Origin of the sequence: Streptomyces sp. A0642, assembly GCF_004795105.1 — a bacterium.
Classification (GTDB): Bacteria; Actinomycetota; Actinomycetes; order Streptomycetales; family Streptomycetaceae; genus Streptomyces.
Genome location: NZ_SSBL01000013.1, coordinates 14434 through 32516, shown reverse-complemented (window position 1 = coordinate 32516; position 18083 = coordinate 14434). Strand labels below are relative to the sequence as shown.

Annotated in this window: 19 protein-coding genes; 11 read left to right on the top strand and 8 right to left on the bottom strand. The window is 74.0% G+C overall.

Translation table 11 applies throughout. The annotated features are described in order from the left end of the window. Positions 1–633 carry a TIGR03085 family metal-binding protein gene (locus E6R60_RS21670; protein ID WP_136328288.1) on the bottom strand — a complete coding sequence of 211 codons (633 nt, stop codon included), beginning with the start codon at positions 631–633 and terminating at the stop codon, positions 1–3. A gap of 84 nt (positions 634–717) precedes the next feature. Here E6R60_RS21670 and hisI point away from each other — a divergent pair, with 84 nt between their 5' ends. From hisI to lgt, 11 genes are all read left to right on the top strand, one after another. Continuing rightward, positions 718–1167 (top strand): phosphoribosyl-AMP cyclohydrolase, encoded by a 450-nt coding sequence (gene hisI, locus E6R60_RS21665; RefSeq protein ID WP_240802645.1) that lies wholly within the window; start codon positions 718–720, stop codon positions 1165–1167. Positions 1168–1308: 141 nt separating this feature from the next. After that, positions 1309–2796, top strand: a complete 1488-nt coding sequence (locus E6R60_RS21660; RefSeq protein WP_136328287.1) for an anthranilate synthase component I — start codon at positions 1309–1311, stop codon at positions 2794–2796. A 50-nt stretch (positions 2797–2846) separates the two neighbouring features. Next, on the top strand, positions 2847–3506 hold the full coding sequence (locus E6R60_RS21655) for a TIGR02234 family membrane protein (RefSeq protein WP_136328286.1): 660 nt from the start codon (positions 2847–2849) through the stop codon (positions 3504–3506). A gap of 131 nt (positions 3507–3637) precedes the next feature. After that, positions 3638–3886 carry an HGxxPAAW family protein gene (locus E6R60_RS21650; RefSeq protein WP_136328402.1) on the top strand — a complete coding sequence of 83 codons (249 nt, stop codon included), beginning with the start codon at positions 3638–3640 and terminating at the stop codon, positions 3884–3886. 80 nt (positions 3887–3966) lie between these two features. Beyond that, complete coding sequence (locus E6R60_RS21645; protein WP_136328285.1) at positions 3967–4488, top strand: DUF2752 domain-containing protein; 522 nt, start codon at positions 3967–3969, stop codon at positions 4486–4488. Positions 4489–4612: 124 nt separating this feature from the next. Further along, positions 4613–5422: an indole-3-glycerol phosphate synthase TrpC gene (gene trpC / locus E6R60_RS21640; protein WP_136328284.1), complete on the top strand. Its 810-nt coding sequence runs from the start codon at positions 4613–4615 to the stop codon at positions 5420–5422. A 47-nt stretch (positions 5423–5469) separates the two neighbouring features. Further along, positions 5470–5646 (top strand): tryptophan synthase subunit(beta), encoded by a 177-nt coding sequence (locus tag E6R60_RS37500; protein ID WP_240802651.1) that lies wholly within the window; start codon positions 5470–5472, stop codon positions 5644–5646. Positions 5647–5788: 142 nt separating this feature from the next. Continuing rightward, on the top strand, positions 5789–7075 hold the full coding sequence (gene trpB / locus E6R60_RS21630) for a tryptophan synthase subunit beta (protein WP_136328282.1): 1287 nt from the start codon (positions 5789–5791) through the stop codon (positions 7073–7075). Next, the gene (gene trpA, locus E6R60_RS21625; RefSeq protein ID WP_136328281.1) at positions 7072–7884 is read left to right on the top strand and encodes a tryptophan synthase subunit alpha; all 813 of its coding nucleotides are present in this window, start codon (positions 7072–7074) and stop codon (positions 7882–7884) included. The genes trpB and trpA overlap by 4 nt, the downstream gene beginning before the upstream one ends. A gap of 75 nt (positions 7885–7959) precedes the next feature. Then, complete coding sequence (locus E6R60_RS21620) at positions 7960–8787, top strand: thioredoxin domain-containing protein (protein ID WP_136328280.1); 828 nt, start codon at positions 7960–7962, stop codon at positions 8785–8787. 97 nt (positions 8788–8884) lie between these two features. Then, the gene (lgt, locus tag E6R60_RS21615; protein ID WP_136328279.1) at positions 8885–9841 is read left to right on the top strand and encodes a prolipoprotein diacylglyceryl transferase; all 957 of its coding nucleotides are present in this window, start codon (positions 8885–8887) and stop codon (positions 9839–9841) included. Positions 9842–10065: 224 nt separating this feature from the next. Here the strand turns inward: lgt and E6R60_RS21610 are convergent, their stop codons facing one another. The 7 genes from E6R60_RS21610 to E6R60_RS21580 are packed head-to-tail and all read right to left on the bottom strand — an operon-like array spanning position 10066 to position 17969. Then, entirely contained in the window at positions 10066–10878 is an 813-nt protein-coding gene (locus E6R60_RS21610) for a CoA ester lyase (protein WP_136328278.1), read from the bottom strand. Next, positions 10875–12074 (bottom strand): CoA transferase, encoded by a 1200-nt coding sequence (locus tag E6R60_RS21605; protein ID WP_136328277.1) that lies wholly within the window; start codon positions 12072–12074, stop codon positions 10875–10877. Before E6R60_RS21605 ends, E6R60_RS21610 begins: the two co-directional genes overlap by 4 nt. Continuing rightward, on the bottom strand, positions 12071–12955 hold the full coding sequence (rbsK, locus tag E6R60_RS21600; protein ID WP_136328276.1) for a ribokinase: 885 nt from the start codon (positions 12953–12955) through the stop codon (positions 12071–12073). The genes E6R60_RS21605 and rbsK overlap by 4 nt, the downstream gene beginning before the upstream one ends. Continuing rightward, positions 12952–14334, bottom strand: coding sequence for an ADP-ribosylglycohydrolase family protein (locus E6R60_RS21595; RefSeq protein ID WP_136328275.1), 1383 nt, complete (start codon positions 14332–14334; stop codon positions 12952–12954). The genes rbsK and E6R60_RS21595 overlap by 4 nt, the downstream gene beginning before the upstream one ends. After that, entirely contained in the window at positions 14331–15533 is a 1203-nt protein-coding gene (locus tag E6R60_RS21590) for an ADP-ribosylglycohydrolase family protein (RefSeq protein ID WP_136328274.1), read from the bottom strand. The genes E6R60_RS21595 and E6R60_RS21590 overlap by 4 nt, the downstream gene beginning before the upstream one ends. Further along, positions 15460–16803 carry an ADP-ribosylglycohydrolase family protein gene (locus tag E6R60_RS21585; RefSeq protein WP_240802644.1) on the bottom strand — a complete coding sequence of 448 codons (1344 nt, stop codon included), beginning with the start codon at positions 16801–16803 and terminating at the stop codon, positions 15460–15462. Before E6R60_RS21585 ends, E6R60_RS21590 begins: the two co-directional genes overlap by 74 nt. Further along, on the bottom strand, positions 16800–17969 hold the full coding sequence (locus tag E6R60_RS21580; protein ID WP_240802650.1) for an ADP-ribosylglycohydrolase family protein: 1170 nt from the start codon (positions 17967–17969) through the stop codon (positions 16800–16802). The genes E6R60_RS21585 and E6R60_RS21580 overlap by 4 nt, the downstream gene beginning before the upstream one ends. Between the last annotated feature and the right edge of the window lie 114 nt (positions 17970–18083).

Here is an 18083-nt window from a genome sequence, read left to right as displayed (position 1 = left end):
CTACATCCCGAGCTTCGCCGTCGTCACCCTGCCGATCGCGTCCTGCTCGCCCTCCAGGTCCACCCGCGCCGCGTCCTGCCGCCCGAACGCGAACAGCAGGAGCTCGCCCGGCTCCCCCGTCACCGTCACCACCGGGGTGCCCCGGTGCGCGACCGCCGTCTGCCCGTCCGGGCGGCGCAGGACCAGCCCCACTGGGGCCTTCCGCCCCAGCACGCGGGCCGCCTTCTCCGTACGCGACCACAGGACGTCGGCGAAGACCGGGTCCAGCTCCCGCGCCGACCAGTCCGGCTGCGCCCGGCGGACGTCCTCCGTGTGCACGTAGAACTCGACGGTGTTGGCCGCCTCGTCGAGCTGCTTCAGGCTGAACGGGGACATCCTCGGCGGACCCGTACGGATGAGCTGGATCAGTTCCTCGTACGGCTTCTCGGTGAACTCGGTCATGATCCGGTCACGCCGGTTCTTCAACGGGCCGATGACCAGCCCGGCCGCCGCGTCCGGCCGCCGCTCCCGCACCACCACGTGGGCCGCCAGATCACGGGCCGTCCAGCCGTGGCAGAGGGTGGGCGCCTCCGGCCCGACGGCCTCCAACAGGTCGGCAAGCAGAAGTCGTTCGCGCTTCGCATGGGTCGACATGCCCGCCAGCGTACGACCGTCGCCCCGCGTCCGCCCAGTGGACGCACGCCCGAACGGTCCCGCGGACCACGGCACAATGGGCCCATGACCAGCACGCCCCCGCCCGGCACGCCCCGGCCCGCCAGCGACCTCGACCCCGCCATCGCCGCCCGCCTCAAGCGCGGCGCCGACGGGCTGGTCCCGGCCATCGCCCAGCAGTACGACACCGGCGAGGTGCTGATGCTCGGCTGGATGGACGACGAGGCGCTCCACCGCACCCTCACCACTGGCCGCTGCACCTACTGGTCGCGCAGCCGCCAGGAGTACTGGGTCAAGGGCGACACCTCGGGCCACATCCAGGAGGTCAAGTCCGTCGCCCTGGACTGCGACGCCGACACCGTCCTCGTCAGGGTCGACCAGACGGGCGCCGCCTGCCACACGGGCGACCGCACCTGTTTCGACGCCGACGTCCTCCCCACAGGGGGTGTCTCGCCGGCCGGGGCCGGGTCCCCGACGCCCGGCACGGCACCTCGCGGCGTTGCCGAAACGTCCTGATCGCTCCTCCCCCATAGCCTGAAGGGCAGGGGAGGTACCCCCATCGAGGACGCCCCGGCGCCCTGCGATGTACCGCACCCGCCGCGGCCTGATCCGACCCTGGTCAGCGAGACACCCCCTCGGACAGTAGGGTCTGCCGCCATGGACCTCGACACCTTCCGCAAGCTGGCCGTCGACCGGCGCGTCATCCCCGTCACCCGCCGGCTCCTCGCGGACGGCGACACCCCGGTCGGCCTCTACCGCAAGCTCGCGGGGGAACGCACCGGCACCTTCCTGCTGGAATCCGCGGAGAACGGCCGCACCTGGTCGCGGTACTCGTTCATCGGCGTACGCAGTGCCGCCACGCTCACCACCCGCGACGGCGAGGCCCACTGGCTCGGCACCCCGCCGGTCGGGGTGCCCGTGGACGGCGACCCGCTCCAGGCCCTCCGCGCGACCATCGAGACCCTGCACACCCCGCACGACCAGGAATCCGGGCTGCCGCCCTTCACCGGCGGCATGGTCGGCTACCTCGGCTACGACATCGTGCGCCGGCTCGAGAAGATCGGCGAGCACGGCGGCGACGACCTGAAGCTCCCCGAGCTGACGATGCTGCTCACCTCCGACCTCGCCGTCCTCGACCACTGGGACGGCAGCGTCCTGCTGATCGCCAACGCGATCAACCACAACGACCTGGCCACCGGCGTCGACGAGGCGTACACCGACGCCGTCGCCCGGCTCGACGCCATGGAGCAGGACCTGCGCCGCCCCGTCGAGAACGCCCCGGCCGCCCTGCCGCCCTCCGAGCTGCCGCCGTACACGGCCCTGTGGGGCGGCCCCGCCTACCAGGACGCCGTCGAGGACGTGAAGGAGCGCATCAGGGCCGGCGAGGCCTTCCAGGTCGTCCCCTCCCAGCGCTTCGAAACCCCGTGCACCGCCAGCGCGTTGGACGTCTACCGGGTGCTGCGCGCGACCAACCCCTCGCCGTACATGTACCTCTTCCGGTTCGAGGGCTTCGACGTCGCGGGCTCCAGCCCCGAGGCGCTCGTCAAGGTCGAGGACGGCCGTGCGATGCTCCACCCGATCGCCGGCACCCGGCACCGCGGCGCCACGCCCCAGGAGGACCAGGCCCTCGCCGACGAGCTCCTCGCCGACCCGAAGGAACGCGCCGAGCACCTGATGCTCGTCGACCTCGGCCGCAACGACCTGGGACGGGTCTGCGAGCCCGGCAGCGTCGAGGTCGTCGACTTCATGTCGATCGAGCGGTACTCGCACGTGATGCACATCGTGTCCACCGTCACCGGCCGCGTCGCCGAAGGCCGTACCGCCTTCGACGTCCTCACCGCGTGCTTCCCCGCGGGCACCCTCTCCGGCGCCCCGAAGCCGCGCGCCCTGCAGATCATCGAGGAACTCGAACCCACCCGCCGCGGACTGTACGGCGGCTGCGTCGGCTACCTCGACTTCGCGGGGGACTCCGACACCGCCATCGCCATCCGCACCGCACTGCTGCGGGACGGTACGGCGTACGTCCAGGCCGGGGCCGGTGTCGTCGCCGACTCCGACCCGGTCGCCGAGGACACCGAGTGCCGGAACAAGGCCGCGGCGGTCCTCCGCGCCGTCCACACCGCCAACCGGCTCGGCTCCCGCTGAGACGGGAGGCACACGGGGGGCGGTCCGTCCACGCGGAGCCGTAGGGGATAGTGGAGTACGTGAGCGCCGTCCCCGTACCCCAGCCCCGTGCCGAAGCCGCCGCCGCGCCCGACAGCGCGGGAAGCCGCCGAAGCCTGGCAGCCGGCCTGCTCCTCGGGGCGGCCGGCGCCACCCTCGTCCTGCTCTCCTCCGGTCAGACCTGGGCCGACGGCAAGGCCGCGGTCGGCGGCGGCACCCTGGCACTGAGCGCCGAGGGGCAGGACGTCACCGGCCTCCCCGCGGCCCTCGCGATAGTCGGCCTGGCCGCCCTCGTCGCCGTCTTCGCCGTCCGCGCCACCGGCCGGCTCGCCGTCGCGGGGCTGCTGGCCCTCAGCGGACTCGGCGCCGCCGTGAGCGCCTACCTCGGCGCCTCCGACAGCGCCGCACTCGACGAGAAGGCCGCTCGGTCCACCGGCGACAGCGCCGCCACCATCGAAGCCCTCAGCCACACCGCCTGGCCCTACGTGACCGCGGCCGGCGGCCTGCTGATCCTGCTCGCCGGGCTCCTCGCCCTCCGCTACGGGAGCCGCTGGCCCACGATGTCCGGACGGTACGAGCGCGACGGCACCCCGCGCCCCCGCAAGGCCCGCCGCCCCGCCCCGGACCCCGACCGGCCCGAGGACCTGTGGAAGGCCCTGGACCGCGGTGAGGACCCGACGCGCGAGGCATGACCCCCCAGCTCACGTCGCACCCGCGCGTACGGGACAATGGCCGTGAGCTCGCAGCACAGCGGCGCCCACAGCGGCAGGGCTGCGGCACCCCCGAGCGATACCAACAGCGCAACACCAACGAGGAGCAACTCATGGCGGGCAGCAGCCACGGACACACCCCGGCCGCCTGGACCGGTGTCATCATCGCCTTCATCGGCTTCTGCATCGCGGGCGTCTTCATGGTCGCGGCCAACCCGCTCGGCTTCTGGGCCGGAATCGCCGTCGTCTTCGTCGGCGGGATCGTGGGCCTCGCCATGAAGGCCGCCGGCCTCGGCATGCCGAAGGAGTCGGCGGAGCTCGCAGCGGCCAGGGACCGCGCCGGACAGGCGCAGATCTCCTGAATCCCTCCGCGGGACACGACCACGCGAGGCGCAGCCCGGCCCGGGCTGCGCCTTTTCGCGTCAGCGGCGACAATCACCGAGTGGACGCATCGCCTTCCCCCGCCCCGCCGGTCCCGGGCTCGCAGCCGGTGACCGGCCGGCCGGCCGGTCCTGGCCCGCAGCACGGGCCCGCGCCGGTCTTCCCGCCCGCCCCCGCTCCCGTCCCGCGGTGGCGGCGGACCGCCGTGCCGGCCGCCGTCCTGGCGGGCGTCGTCGCCGCCTTCGGCTACGTCGGAACCGTCGACCCCAACGAACCGGGGCACTACCCGGTCTGCCCGCTGCTCCGGCTCACCGGCCTCGCCTGCCCCGGCTGCGGCGGACTGCGCAGCGCCCACGCCTTCGCCCACGGCGACATCGCGGCGGCGCTCGGCTCCAACGCCCTGGCCGTCCTCGGATACGCGGCCTTCGCCGTGCTCTGGGTGCTCTGGACGGTCCGCGCGGCCGCCGGCCGGCCGCCCCTGCGGCTCGCACCGAGAGCCCTCCACTGGTGGGCGATCGGATCCGTCGTGCTGATCTTCACCGTGGTCCGGAACCTGCCGTTCGGATCGGCGCTGGCCCCGTGAATGCCCAGGTAGTGGGACACCCGTCGGCCGGATGCGGGCCCACCGGCCTCCTGCGGATACCATCGGAACGGTCCATCCTGTTCAGTTCCGTTCCCCGTCAACGTCCCGGAAGGGGGCCTCTCGCGTGAGTGTGCTCGACGAGATCATCGACGGCGTTCGCGCCGACCTCGCGGAGCGGCAGGCGCGCGTCAGCCTCGACGAGCTCAAGGAGCGCGCGGCCCGCGCTCCCCAGGCCAAGGACGGAGTCGCCGCCCTGCGCGGCGAGGGCGTGACCGTCATCTGCGAGGTCAAGCGCTCCAGCCCCTCCAAGGGCGCCCTGGCGGCCATCGCCGACCCGGCCGCGCTCGCCGCGGACTACGAGGCCGGCGGCGCGTCCGTCATCTCGGTCCTCACCGAGGAGCGCCGCTTCGGCGGCTCGCTCGCCGACCTGGAGGCCGTGCGCGCCAAGGTCGACACCCCGATCCTGCGCAAGGACTTCATCGTCACCTCGTACCAGCTGTGGGAGGCGCGCGCCTACGGCGCCGACCTCGTCCTGCTGATCGTCGCCGCCCTCGACCAGGAGGCTCTCGTCTCGCTGATCGAGCGCGCCGAGTCCATCGGCCTGACGCCGCTGGTCGAGGTGCACGACGAAGAGGAGGCGGAGCGCGCGGTGGAGGCCGGCGCGAAGATCATCGGCATCAACGCGCGCAACCTGAAGGACCTCAAGGTCGACCGCTCCACCTTCGAGCGCGTCGCCCCCGAGATCCCCGGCCACATCATCAAGGTCGCGGAGTCCGGCGTCCGCGGCCCGCACGACCTCATCGCCTACGCCAACGCCGGCGCGGACTCCGTGCTGGTCGGCGAATCCCTGGTCACCGGCCGTGACCCGAAGGCGGCCGTCGCCGACCTGGTCGCCGCCGGCGCCCACCCGGCCCTCCGGCACGGACGGAGCTGACCGCACCCGTGACCGCCGACCGTTCCGCGTGCCGTCCCCGGGCGGGGCTGCGCCACGCCGGGGTCACGGGCCGGAACCCGCACGCGCCGCTGGCGCGTGGCTGCCGCCCGCGCGGCTGCCGCGCCCCCGCGCGCCGCGTGCACGGCCGGCGGGTGCGGTACGTGATCGGCGACGAGCCCGGACAGGTCAACGGCATGCGATGGCGCACGGGGTCCGCGCAGTAGAGCGAGCCCCGGCCGTCGTACCCCGCCCCATCCGGCGGAGATCCGCACGACCGCACCGCCCGGCCGTCCACGGCCGCGGCGGCGCTCCGCTCACGGCGCATACGGTGAACCCACCCACTGCCATGCCGAGGAGCACGTCGAGATGTCGTCCGACTTCTTCATTCCGGACCCGGAGGGTCTGATTCCCAGCGCCGAGGGGTACTTCGGCGCGTACGGCGGAAAGTTCATCCCGGAGGCGCTCGTCGCCGCCGTGGACGAGGTCGCCGTCGAGTACGACAAGGCGAAGGCCGACCCCGCCTTCGCCGCCGAGCTCAACGAGCTCATGGTGAACTACACCGGTCGGCCCAGCGCCCTGACCGAGGTCGAGCGCTTCGCCGAGCACGCCGGCGGCGCCCGGATCTTCCTCAAGCGCGAGGACCTCAACCACACCGGCTCGCACAAGATCAACAACGTGCTGGGCCAGGCGCTGCTCACCAAGCGCATGGGCAAGACCCGCGTCATCGCGGAGACCGGAGCCGGCCAGCACGGCGTCGCGACCGCGACCGCGTGCGCGCTCTTCGGCCTCGAATGCACCATCTACATGGGCGAGATCGACACCGAGCGGCAGGCGCTGAACGTGGCGCGCATGCGGATGCTCGGCGCCGAGGTCATCGCCGTGAAGTCCGGCTCCCGCACGCTCAAGGACGCCATCAACGAGGCGTTCCGCGACTGGGTCGCCAACGTCGACCGCACCCACTACCTCTTCGGCACGGTCGCGGGCCCGCACCCCTTCCCGGCGATGGTCCGCGACTTCCACCGCGTGATCGGCGTGGAGGCCAGGCGGCAGATCCTGGAGAGGACCGGCCGGCTGCCGGACGCCGCGGTCGCCTGCGTCGGCGGCGGCTCCAACGCCATCGGGCTCTTCCACGCCCTCATCCAGGACGCCGGCGTCCGCCTCATCGGCTGCGAGCCCGCAGGGCACGGGGTGGAGACCGGCGAGCACGCGGCGACCCTGACCGAGGGCGAGCCCGGCATCCTGCACGGCTCACGCAGTTACGTCCTCCAGGACGACGAGGGCCAGATCACCGAGCCGTACTCCATCTCGGCCGGACTGGACTACCCGGGCATCGGTCCGGAGCACGCGTACCTGAAGGACATCGGCCGCGGCGAGTACCGCGCGGTGACCGACGACGCGGCCATGCAGGCGCTGCGCCTGCTCTCCCGCACCGAGGGGATCATCCCTGCCATCGAGAGCGCCCACGCGCTGGCCGGCGCCCTGGAGGTCGGCAGGGAACTCGGCAAGGACGGTCTGATCCTCGTCAACCTGTCCGGCCGCGGCGACAAGGACATGGACACGGCGGCGCGCTACTTCGGTCTGTACGACGCGGACGCGGCCGTCGAGGCCGACGCGGACAGCGATCGCGCCGAGATCGAGGGGGACGTCAAGTGAGCGGCAACATCGAACTGCTGAACACCACGCTCGCCGCGGCCAAGGCCGAGAACCGGGCCGCGCTGATCGCGTACCTGCCCGCCGGCTTCCCGACCGTGGACGGCGCCATCGAAGCCGTCAAGGCCGTGGCGGCCGGAGGCGCCGACGTCGTCGAGGTGGGGCTGCCCCACAGCGACCCCGTGCTCGACGGCCCCGTGATCCAGACGGCCGACGACATCGCCCTGCGCGGTGGCGTGCGGATCGCCGACGTGATGCGCACGGTCCGCGAGGCGCACGAGGCGACCGGCATCCCGATCCTCGTCATGACGTACTGGAACCCGATCGACCGGTACGGCGTCGAGCGCTTCACCGCCGAACTCGCCGAGGCCGGCGGAGCCGGGTGCATCCTGCCCGACCTCCCGGTCCAGGAGTCCGAGCTGTGGCGCGAGCACGCCGGCAAGCACGGTCTCGCGACCGTGTTCGTCGTCGCGCCCAGCAGCAAGGACGAGCGCCTCGCCACCATCACGGAGGCCGGCTCCGGCTTCGTCTACGCGGCGTCCCTGATGGGTGTCACCGGCACCCGGGTCTCCGTCGGCGAGCAGGCCCAGGACCTCGTGCGGCGCACCCGCGCCACCACGGACCTCCCGGTCTGCGTCGGGCTCGGCGTCTCGAACGCCGAGCAGGCCACCGAGGTCGCCGGCTTCGCCGACGGGGTCATCGTCGGCTCCGCCTTCGTCAAGCGGATGCTCGACGCCCCGGACGAGGCGGCGGGTCTGGCGGCCGTCCGTTCCCTGGCGGCCGACCTGGCCGAAGGTGTTCGAAAGCGCTGACATCCGTGATCACCCGAATGGGTGGACTGGGACCGGGGAGGCACGCGAGTGCCTCCCCGGTTCGTTGCTGCGGGTGTGAGCGAGAAGAACCAAGAGGGAAAAAGGGCCGCGCGAGACCGGCTGAACCAGCAGCGCGAGCTGGCGAGGGCGCGTGAGCGCCGCCGCCGCACGCTGATCGTCTCCGCGGCCGTGGTGGGAGTCCTCGGACTGGCCGCCGTCGTCGGCCTGATCGCGGCGAACACGGGCGGCAAGGGCGACAAGGACAAGGCGTCGGGTCCCGCCGTCGCCCCGTCCGGCGCCACCGGCAAGGACAGCCTGACCATTCCGGTGGGAGCGGACGACGCCCCGTCGACGCTCACGGTCTGGGAGGACTTCCGCTGCCCGGTCTGCGCCCAGTTCGAGAACGCCTTCCGGGACACGATCCACCGGATGGAGCAGGACGGGCAGCTCAAGGTCGACTACCACTTCGCCACGCTGATCGACGGCAACATGGGCGGCAGCGGCTCGCTGAGGGCGGCCAACGCGGCGGCGTGCGCCCAGGACGCCGGCAAGTTCCCCGCGTACCACGACGTCCTGTACAGCAACCAGCCGCAGGAGTCCGACGACGCCTTCGGTGACAACGACAAGCTGATCGAGCTGTCCAAGAAGGTCGACGGACTCGACACGCCCGCGTTCCGCGCCTGTGTGAACGACGGGGCCCACGACTCCTGGGTGCAGAAGTCGAACACCGCCTTCCAGAACGGCGGATTCCAGGGCACACCGACGGCGCTGCTCAACGGTGAGTCGATCTTCCCCAAGAAGGGGAACGAGCCGATCACCGTGGCCAACCTGAAGAAGTGGGTCGCCGAAGCCAACAAGGGCAAGAAGCCGGGCACGGTCACGCCCGCCCCCTCGGGCTCCTGAGGGGCGGGCGACCGGGGGATCGAGGGCCGCTCGTTACCCAGACGTTGCCGGGCGGGTTGCCGTACGTCCCGCCCGGCAGGGTAGCGTCGACCGTGCCATGAACCTTGCCTACATTCCCAGCCCGTCGACCGGCGTGATCGATCTCGGACCGATCCCGCTCCGCGGCTACGCGTTCTGCATCATCATCGGTGTCTTCGTCGCCGTCTGGTTCGGCAACAAGCGCTGGATCGCCCGGGGCGGCCGAGCCGGCACCGTGGCCGACATCGCCGTCTGGGCCGTCCCCTTCGGCCTCGTCGGCGGCAGGCTCTACCACGTCATCACCGACTACCAGCTGTACTTCAGCGACGGTGAGAACTGGGTCGACGCCTTCAAGATCTGGCAGGGCGGCCTCGGCATCTGGGGTGCGATCGCGCTCGGCGCGGTCGGGGCCTGGATCGGCTGCCGCCGCCGCGGGATCCCGCTGCCCGCCTGGGCCGACGCGCTCGCGCCCGGCATCGCCCTCGCCCAGGCCTGCGGCCGCTGGGGCAACTGGTTCAACCAGGAGCTGTACGGCAGGGCGACCGACGTCCCGTGGGCGCTGAAGATCAGCGAGGGCCCCAACCGGGTCGCCGGCACCTACCACCCCACCTTCCTGTACGAGTCGCTGTGGTGCATCGGCGTGGCGCTCCTGGTGGTCTGGGCGGACCGCCGGTTCAAGCTCGGACACGGACGGGCGTTCGCGCTGTACGTCGCCGCGTACTGTGCGGGCCGCGCCTGGATCGAGTACATGCGCGTCGACGAGGCCCACCACATCCTGGGCCTGCGTCTGAACGTGTGGACCGCATTGATCATGTTCGTCCTGGCGGTGACGTACATCGTGGTCTCGGCGAAGGTACGGCCGGGGCGCGAGGAGATCGTCGAGCCCGAGGCGCCCGAGGCGCCCGAGGCGCCGGACGCGGTGGACGGGGAGGACGCGGAGTCCGGCGAGGCCAAGCCGGCCGAGGCCGACGCCGACGCCGACGCAGACGAGGACGCGCCCAAGACGAACGGCGAGGCGGAGACGGCCAAGGGCTGACGCCGCCGCAGCACGCGATGACGAGGGGCCGCCGAACGACTCGGCGGCCCCTCGTCGTGTGCGCCCCCCCGCGTCCCGCGGGTGGGGGCGTCCTCGCTCCCCGCACGGCGACCGGCTTGGCGCCTCCTCGCGCGGGCGCCGGTCACGCCAGTCCGGCGATCGAGGAAGGGGGCGGGCGGGGCGCGCCCGCCCACCGTTGCCGGGCCCCCGCCCCCGCGAACCGCTCACCGCGCCCGACCGGCCAGGGACAGCGTGCGGTGGGCCTGGGCGACCACCGCCGCGTCCACGAAGCGGCCGTCGGGGAGGGCCAGCGCCCCCGCCTGGAGGCGGGCCGCCTCGATGATCTCCTGCGCCGCCTCGACCTCCTGCGGCGTCGGCCGGAACGCCCGCTCGATGACCGGGAGCTGTCGCGGGTGGATCGCCGCCCGGCCGAGGAAGCCGAGCGCCCGCCCGTGCGCGCAGGACGCCCACAGACCGTCCATGTCCCGGACGTCCGGGAAGACCGACTGGATGGGCGGGGCCAGCCCGGCCGCCCGGGCCGCGACCACCACCCGGCTGCGCGACCAGTCGAGCCCGGCATCGTCCCGTACCCCCAGGTCCGCCCGGAGGTCTGCCTCCCCGAGGGCCACGGAACGGACCTGCGGATGGGCGCTGGCCACCGTGTACGCGTGCTCGATCCCGAGTGCCGACTCCAGCAGCGGACAGAGCGCGACGCCGGGGGCCAGCGCCGCGATGTGGTGGACGGACGCGGCATGCGTGATCTTCGGCAGCCGCAGCCCGGCGAGCCCCGGCAGCCCCGCCAGGGCCAGCACGTCCGTCTCGTCGTTGACCCGGACATGGACCGGCACCGCCTCGGGGGAAGCCGGTTCGCCGAGCAGTTCGACGGTGGCCGAGCGCGCGTACTCCTTGCGGTCGGGGGCGACCGCGTCCTCCAGGTCGACGATCACCGCGTCCGCCCCCGCATCGCAGGCCTTGCGCACCACGTCCGGCCGGTCGCCGGGCACGTACAGCCAGGTCAGCGGGGTCTCGGCGGTCACAGGACACGCTCCGCACGCAGTGCCTCGATCTCCGCGCCGCTCAGACCGAGGCCGGTGAGGATGTCGGCCGTGTCGGCGCCGTGCGGACGCCCGGCCCAGCGGATCGACCCCGGCGTCGCCGACAGCCGGAACAGGACGTTCTGCATCCTCAGCGGGCCCAGTTCCGGGTCGTCGACCTCCGTGACGGAGTCCAGGGCGCGGTACTGCGGATCCTCCATCACGTCACGGATGTCGTGGATGGGTGCGATGGCCGCCTCCGCCTTCTCGAACGCGGAGACCGCCTCCTCCCGGGTGCGCCGCCCGATCCAGTGGCCGACCGCCTCGTCGAGCTCGTCGCTGTGCTCGGCCCGCGTGGCGCCGGAGGCGAACCACGGCTCGTCGATCAGCTCCGCGCGCCCCACCAGGCGCATCACCCGCTCCGCGACGGACTGCGCCGAGGTGGAGACGGCCACCCAGTGCCCGTCCGAGGTGCGGTAGGTGTTGCGCGGGGCGTTGTTGCGCGAACGGTTGCCGGTGCGCGGCTGGACGTAGCCGAGCTGGTCGTACCAGAGCGGCTGGGGGCCGAGCACCATCAGGATCGGCTCGATGATCGCCATGTCGACGACCTGGCCCGCACCCGTGCGGTCCCGGCCGGCCAGCGCGGCCATCACCGCGAACGACGTGGCGAGCGCCGCGATCGAGTCGGCGAGACCGAACGGCGGCAGCGTCGGCGGGCCGTCCGGTTCCCCGGTGATCGCCGCGAACCCGCTCATCGCCTCCGCGAGCGTGCCGAAGCCGGGCCGGTGCGCGTACGGGCCGAACTGGCCGAAGCCCGTGACCCGGACCAGCACCAGCCGCGGATTGACGGCGTGCAGTTCCGCCGGCCCGAGCCCCCACCGCTCCAGCGTGCCCGGCCGGAAGTTCTCGATGATCACGTCGGTGTCGGCGGCGAGCCGCAACAGCAGGTCGCGGCCCCCGGGGCAGGAGAGATCGAGCGTGAGATTGCGCTTGTTGCGGCCCAGCAGCTTCCACCACAGGCCGACGCCGTCCTTCGCCGGGCCATGGCCCCGCGACGGATCGGGCTTGTCCGGATGCTCCACCTTGATCACGTCGGCGCCGAAGTCGCCCAGCATGGTCGCGCAGAGAGGGCCCGCGAACAGCGTGGCGAGATCGATGACCCGCAGCCCGGTGAGGGGCGCCGCTCCCGGGGCGCTCATGCGCCGTCGATCTCGGTGCGGTACGGCATGGAGACCGAGGCCCCGGGTCTCTGCACGCAGAGCGCGGCGGCCGACGAGGCCCAGGCGATGGCCTGCGGCACCGGACGCCCCTCGCCGAGCGCCACGGCGAGCGTGCCGACGAAGGTGTCCCCGGCGCCGGTGGTGTCGACGGCGGTCACGTCGGGGGCCGGGAAGTGGACGGCCCGGCTGCCCCGTGCCGCGTACAGGCAGCCCTTGGAACCGAGCGTGATGACGACCGCCGGCACCTGGCTGAGCAGGACCTCGGCCGCGGCGTGCGGTTCGGCGTGCCCCGACAGTTCGGCCGCCTCGTGCTCGTTCGGGATCAGCAGATCGACGCAGTCGAGGAGTTCGGCGGGCAGCGGCTGTACGGGGGAGGGGGTGAGGACGGTCCGCACCCCCTGGGCGTGACCGGCGCGGGCCCCTTCGAGGACTGCCGACAGCGGCAGTTCCAGCTGGAGCAGCAGCAGATCGGCGCCGGAGATGGCGGCGATCTCGCCCGGCCCGAGCGAGGTGACGGTGCCGTTGGCGCCGGGGATCACCACGATCGCGTTGGAGCCCTTGCCGTCGACCACGATGTGCGCGGTGCCGCTGGGCCCTTCGGCGGTGTGCAGCAGGTCGGTGTCGACGCCCGAGTGCTCCAGGTTCTCCCGCATCCGGACGCCGTACTCGTCGTCGCCGACCGCGCCGATCATCAGCACCTCGGCCCCCGCGCGGGCGGCGGCGACGGCCTGGTTGGCGCCCTTGCCGCCGGGAACGGTGCGGAACTCCCGTCCCGTGACGGTCTCCCCGAGCTCGGGGGCGCGGTCGACGTAGGCCACAAGATCCATATTGGTGCTGCCGAGCACCGCGACGTTGGTCATGGGCGGAGTGCCTCCTCGTGGGTGAGCCGGTGGGTCAGGTCGGCGAGAGTGTCGAAGCCGACCGAGTCGAAACCGGTGACGGATGTGGCGAGCCGGTTCTTCAGCGGGGCGGTCCACCGGTCGGGCAGCGCGTCCGGCCGCCCGGCCAGCAGCCCGGCGAGCGAACCTGCGGTCGCCCCGTTGGAGTCGGTGTCCCAGCCGCCGGACACCGCACGGCAGATGGAGCCGGTGAAGTCACCGTCGGCATGGGTGAGGGCGGCGGTGAGCAGAGCCGCGTTGGGCAGCACATGCACCCAGTGGTACCGGCCGTACGCCGCGTGCAGCCGGTCGACGACGGAATCGAAGCGGTGCTCCTCGCGGGCCGCGGCGACGCCGTCCCGGACCGCCTGGGCGAATCGTGACCGCGGCGGGACCACGCGCAGGCCGGCCGCGAGGCACCCGTGCACATCGGTTTCGCCGCCGGCCGCCTCGGCGAGCGCCGCCGCGGTGAACATCGCGCCGTACACCCCGTTCCCGGTGTGGGTGAGGACCGCGTCGCGGTGTGCCTGCTCCGCCGCCGCGGCCGGGTCGCCGGGGTGGGTCCAGCCGTGCACGTCGGCACGGATCTGCGCCCCGATCCACTCCCGGAACGGGTTGCGGTGGCGGGCGGTGTCCGGAGGCTCGAAGCCGTCGAGCAGATTGCGGTACGCGACCCGCTCGGCGGTGAACGTCCGGCCGGCCGGGAGCTCCTCCAGCCAGAGCCGGGCGAGGTCGGCGGTGGTGAACGCGGCTCCGTGCCGCTGGAGCAACAGGACGGTGAGCAGTGGGTGGTTGAGGTCGTCGTCCTCGGGCATCCCGTCGATGTTCTCGGCCAGCGAGGTGGCCGCGGAACGGCGGTTCCAGGGGTAGGTGGCGGCCAGCGCCGGGGGCACGCCGCGGGCGGTGAGCCAGGTGCTCAGCGGCCAGTTCCCGGTGGCGCGGGCCAGGGCGCGGATGCCCTCCAGCGGCAGCTTCTCGACCGGCTTGCCGAGCAGGCAGCCGGCGGCGCGGCCCAGCCAGGCCGCGTGCAGCCGCTCGCGCCCCACGGCGGACGGCTCCGTGCGGGGGGCCGGCCAGTGCGGGCAGGCGGCCCGGACCGCTTCGAGGCCGGTCGGTTCGTCGTCGGCCAGCGGCGACTCCAGCAGGGCGAGTTCGTCGAGCAGGCGTCCGGCGACCGCGCGCAGCCCGGGAGGGGCCGGAGGCTCGGAAGCGCCCGCGCGGTCCGGGGCGGGGGAGCCGCCGGCCTCGTACCACCGGCGCTCGATGTCCCGGACGTCCCGCCCGTCCTCGGCCGCCTGCCGCAACTCGTGTCCCACGAGGTCCTCGGGCTGGACCCAGGTGGCCCGCACCGTCGCGCTCACGGCCGGCCCGCCAGCGTGGCGAAGGCGGCCTCGTGGCGACGGCGGCGGGCCGTGTCGTGCGCGAACACCTCGCGGGCGACCTCGCTCAGGGTGCGGGCCGGGGCGTGCAGGTCGAGCCGGCTGGCCTCGCCGACCGTCGTCGCCCAGTCGGCGGGGACCGCCCGCTCGCCGTGCAGCGCGCCCGCGATCGCACCGCTCATCGTGGCGATCGAGTCGCAGTCCCGCCCGTAGTTGACCGACCCGAGGACCGCGTGCCGGTAGTCCCCGTCCGCGACGAGCAGCATCCCGAGGGCGATGGGAAGCTCCTCGATGGCGTGCAGCCGGGACGGGCGGCGGGCGCCGAGCGAGGGTGCGCGGTAGTCGGGCCCGACGGTGTCGAAGGGGGCGACCGCCTCCCGCAGCGGGGCGAGCGCGGACTCGAAGTCCCGGTGCCCGACGGCGGTTTCGCAGACCGCGTCGATGGCGGCCCGGGTCCCGTCCTTGGCCAGCGACAGACACGTCTCGACGACGCTCGCGGGCGTCGCCCCCGGCACGCACGCCGCGGCGACCGCGGCCGCGAACACCCCGGCCGCCTCCCTGCCGTAGCTGGATTGATGGGCGCCCGCGACATCCAGCGCCTCGGCGTACGCGGCCTGCGGATCGGCGGCGTTCACCAGCCCGACCGGAGCCATGTACATCGCGGCCCCGCAGTTGACGATGTTCCCGGCGCCCGCCTCGCGCGGGTCGACATGCCCGTAGTGCAGCCGCGCGACGATCCACTTCTCGGCGAGGAAGATCCGCTGGAGCGGCAGCGCCTCGGCCTCCAGCTCCGGAATCCAGCGCGGGTTCGAGATCAGCTCCGGTACGAGGTGGTCGGCCACCGAGTAGGCGTCGAGATGTCCCCGGACCTTCCCGTACACACGCACCAGCGCATGGGTCATCAAGGTGTCGTCGGTGACGTGCCCGTCGCCCTTGTGGTACGGCGCGATGGGGCGGGCGGTGCGCCAGTCCTCGCCGTCCCACGGGCCGACGACCCCGGTGATCCGGCCGCCGTGCCGGGCCGCGATCTGCTCGGGCGGCCGGCCCTCGACCGGACCGCCGAGCGCGTCGCCGACGGCCGCGCCGACGAGCGCGCCCGCGATCCGTTCATCGAGGGTGGGCCCCGCAGGGGTCGTGGGGAGTGCGGACCGCGTGGGCGCCGTGGGCGCTGTGGATGTCATGTCCGAATTGTCCACCCGGGGGAGCTGGTTCCGTGTCTGCCAGCAGCTCGGCGAGTTCGATCAGATCCGTGCCCGCGAAACGGGGCAGCGCGCACCCCGCCAGGGTGCGGCACGCCTCGCGCCAGCCGTCGGGTACGGAGGTGACGGAGCCCAGCGCCCCGGTGAGCGCGCCGGCCAGGGCGGGGGCCGAGTCGGCGACCCGGGACAGGCAGGCCGCCGACGGCACGGCTTGCGCGAGGTCTCCGCGGGCCGCGGTGGCCAGGGCGAGGGCGACGGGGACCGTCTCGGCCGCGGCGATCCCGTAGCTGTAGACGTGGTCGACGATCTGATGCTCCAGCACCGGCACGAGGGCGAACGCGCCGGCGCGTTCGCCGGCGAACTCGCGGGCGATGCGGACGGCGTGGGCGGCGTTGCGGGCGATCTCGGTGCCCTCGGGGAGCTGGGCCAGCGCGGCGTTCACCGCGGTGTCCACGTCGGCGCCGCCGAGGGCCTCGGCGACCGCGGCGGCCATCGCCCGCGCCCCGTGCACCCCGTCGCCGTCCTGGGTGTAGCGCGCGTCGAACTCCGCGAGATCGGCCGCCGCCGCCGGGTCGCCGGGATGCGCGACGGCCAGCACGGCGGCCCGTACGCACGCCGCGTCGTCGAAGTAGTGCGGGTTGTCGTGGCCGGTGGCGGGCGGACGGAGACCGGCGGCGAGGTTGCCGAGTCCGGCCCGGACCGAGATCCGCGCGCGCAGCGGCAGGACCGCCGACTCGACCTCCGGCGCCCGGGCGGCCGCCGCGGCGACCTCGGCGGCCAGCGCGTTCCAGGCGGCGTCCACGGCCGCCCGCATCCGGCGGCCGGGGGAGAGGCCCTGCAGGGCGCCGGCGGCGGAGGTGAGGATGGTCCCGGCGGCGAAGGCCGCCCATTCGGCGTCGTCGGACGGGCCGAGCCGCAGGGGCTCGGGCGGCTGGTTCAGCGCGATGGGGACGGGCAGGGTGGTGGTCGCGTTCTGCTCGGCGAAGGTGTCGAGCTCGCGGGTCAGGCGCCGGGTCCACTCCGGCATCCGGGCCGCCCGGTGCCGCGCGGCCGGCCACCCGGCGGCGTCCCCGGCCGCCAGCCCGAGCAGCAGGCCCTCGATCCGGGCCCGGCGCGGCGTGGCCGGCCGGGCCCTTCCGGGGACCGCCTCGGCCCGCGCGGCCTCGCGCGGCCGCTCGTCGCCGGGGAGCTCGCGCGCGTCCCCGGGGTGCGTGGGGACGTCCTGGTGCCCGGTGTCCCTGGCGGTGGTCATCGACCCGCCACCGTTCCGGGGGCGCCGCTCGCCAGGGGCTCCGCTCCGGGCGGCCCCCCGCCCGGCTCCTCCGTCTCGTTCTCGTCCGGGGTGAGCAGCTCCGCGATGTCCAGGACGTGGTAGCCCCGCATCGAGGGGAGACAGCTGCCGCGGACCGGGCCGATCGCGTCCGCCCAGACGCGCGGGATGGCGGACGCGCCGTGCAGCGCACCGGCCAGGGCGCCCGCCACCGCCGCCGTCGTGTCGGCGTCGCGTCCCATGTTGACCGCCGTCAGCACCGCCGTGCGGAAGTCGCCGCGCGCCGCCGCGAACGCGCCGAAGGCCAGGCCCACCGCCTCGGGCGCCAGGTCCGTCCACGGGTATCCGCCGATGACGACGGCCGAGCGCACCGCCCGCTCCCTCGTGAGGCGGTCGGGATGCGGGTGCTGCGCGGCGGTCACCGCCCGGCGCAGTGAGCGTGCCGTCCACGAGTCCATCGGTACGACGGAGAGGGCGGCGGCGATCACGGAGGTGACCCCGGCCCCCGTCATCGCGGCCGCCACTCCGGCCGCGACCGCCTGCCCGCCGTAGATGCCCTCGCCGTCATGGCTGACCCGCCCGTCCACCGCGACCAGCCGGGCCGCCTCCGCGGGCCGGCCCGCGGCGAAGACCCCGAAGGGCGCCGCCCGCATCGCCAGGCCGTCGCTCCAGGCGTGCCGGTGCTGGGCGGAGATCGGGGCGGCCAGTCCCCGGCGCAGGTTCTCCAGCGTGCCCCGCTCGCTGAAACCGGCGCCCCGGAACGGCCCCTCGTCCAGATCGGCGATCCACAGGTGCCAGGCGCGCTCGACATGGGTGACGGTGAGCGCGGAGCCGTGCCGGGCCAGCAGCAGCCCGGAGAAGATCGCGTACTCCGTGTCGTCCGTGCCCGCCGGGTCGTCGCTGACGAAGCCCTCGATGCGGCCCCAGCGGCGGCGGATCTCGGAGGGCCGCATGTTCTCCGCGGGGGCGCCCAGCGCATCGCCGACCGCGAGGCCCAGCAGCGCACCGCCAGCCCGGTCGGCGACGCCGCCCCGCGGCGGCAGCGGCCGGCCGGCCGGCTCCGGGCCGGCCGGGTCCGGAGCCCCGCGTACCGCCGCCCGCGCGCCGCTCGTCAGCGGCGTTGCCGGATTTCCTGCGGTCAGCTCCATCGCGTCGACCCTTCGCTCGTACAGAGCCAGTTCTCGTGCCTGTGGGATCTGTGCCACGCGGAGCCACCACAGAGGCCGATTATCACCACAAAAGGGCCACTCGGATGACGGCCT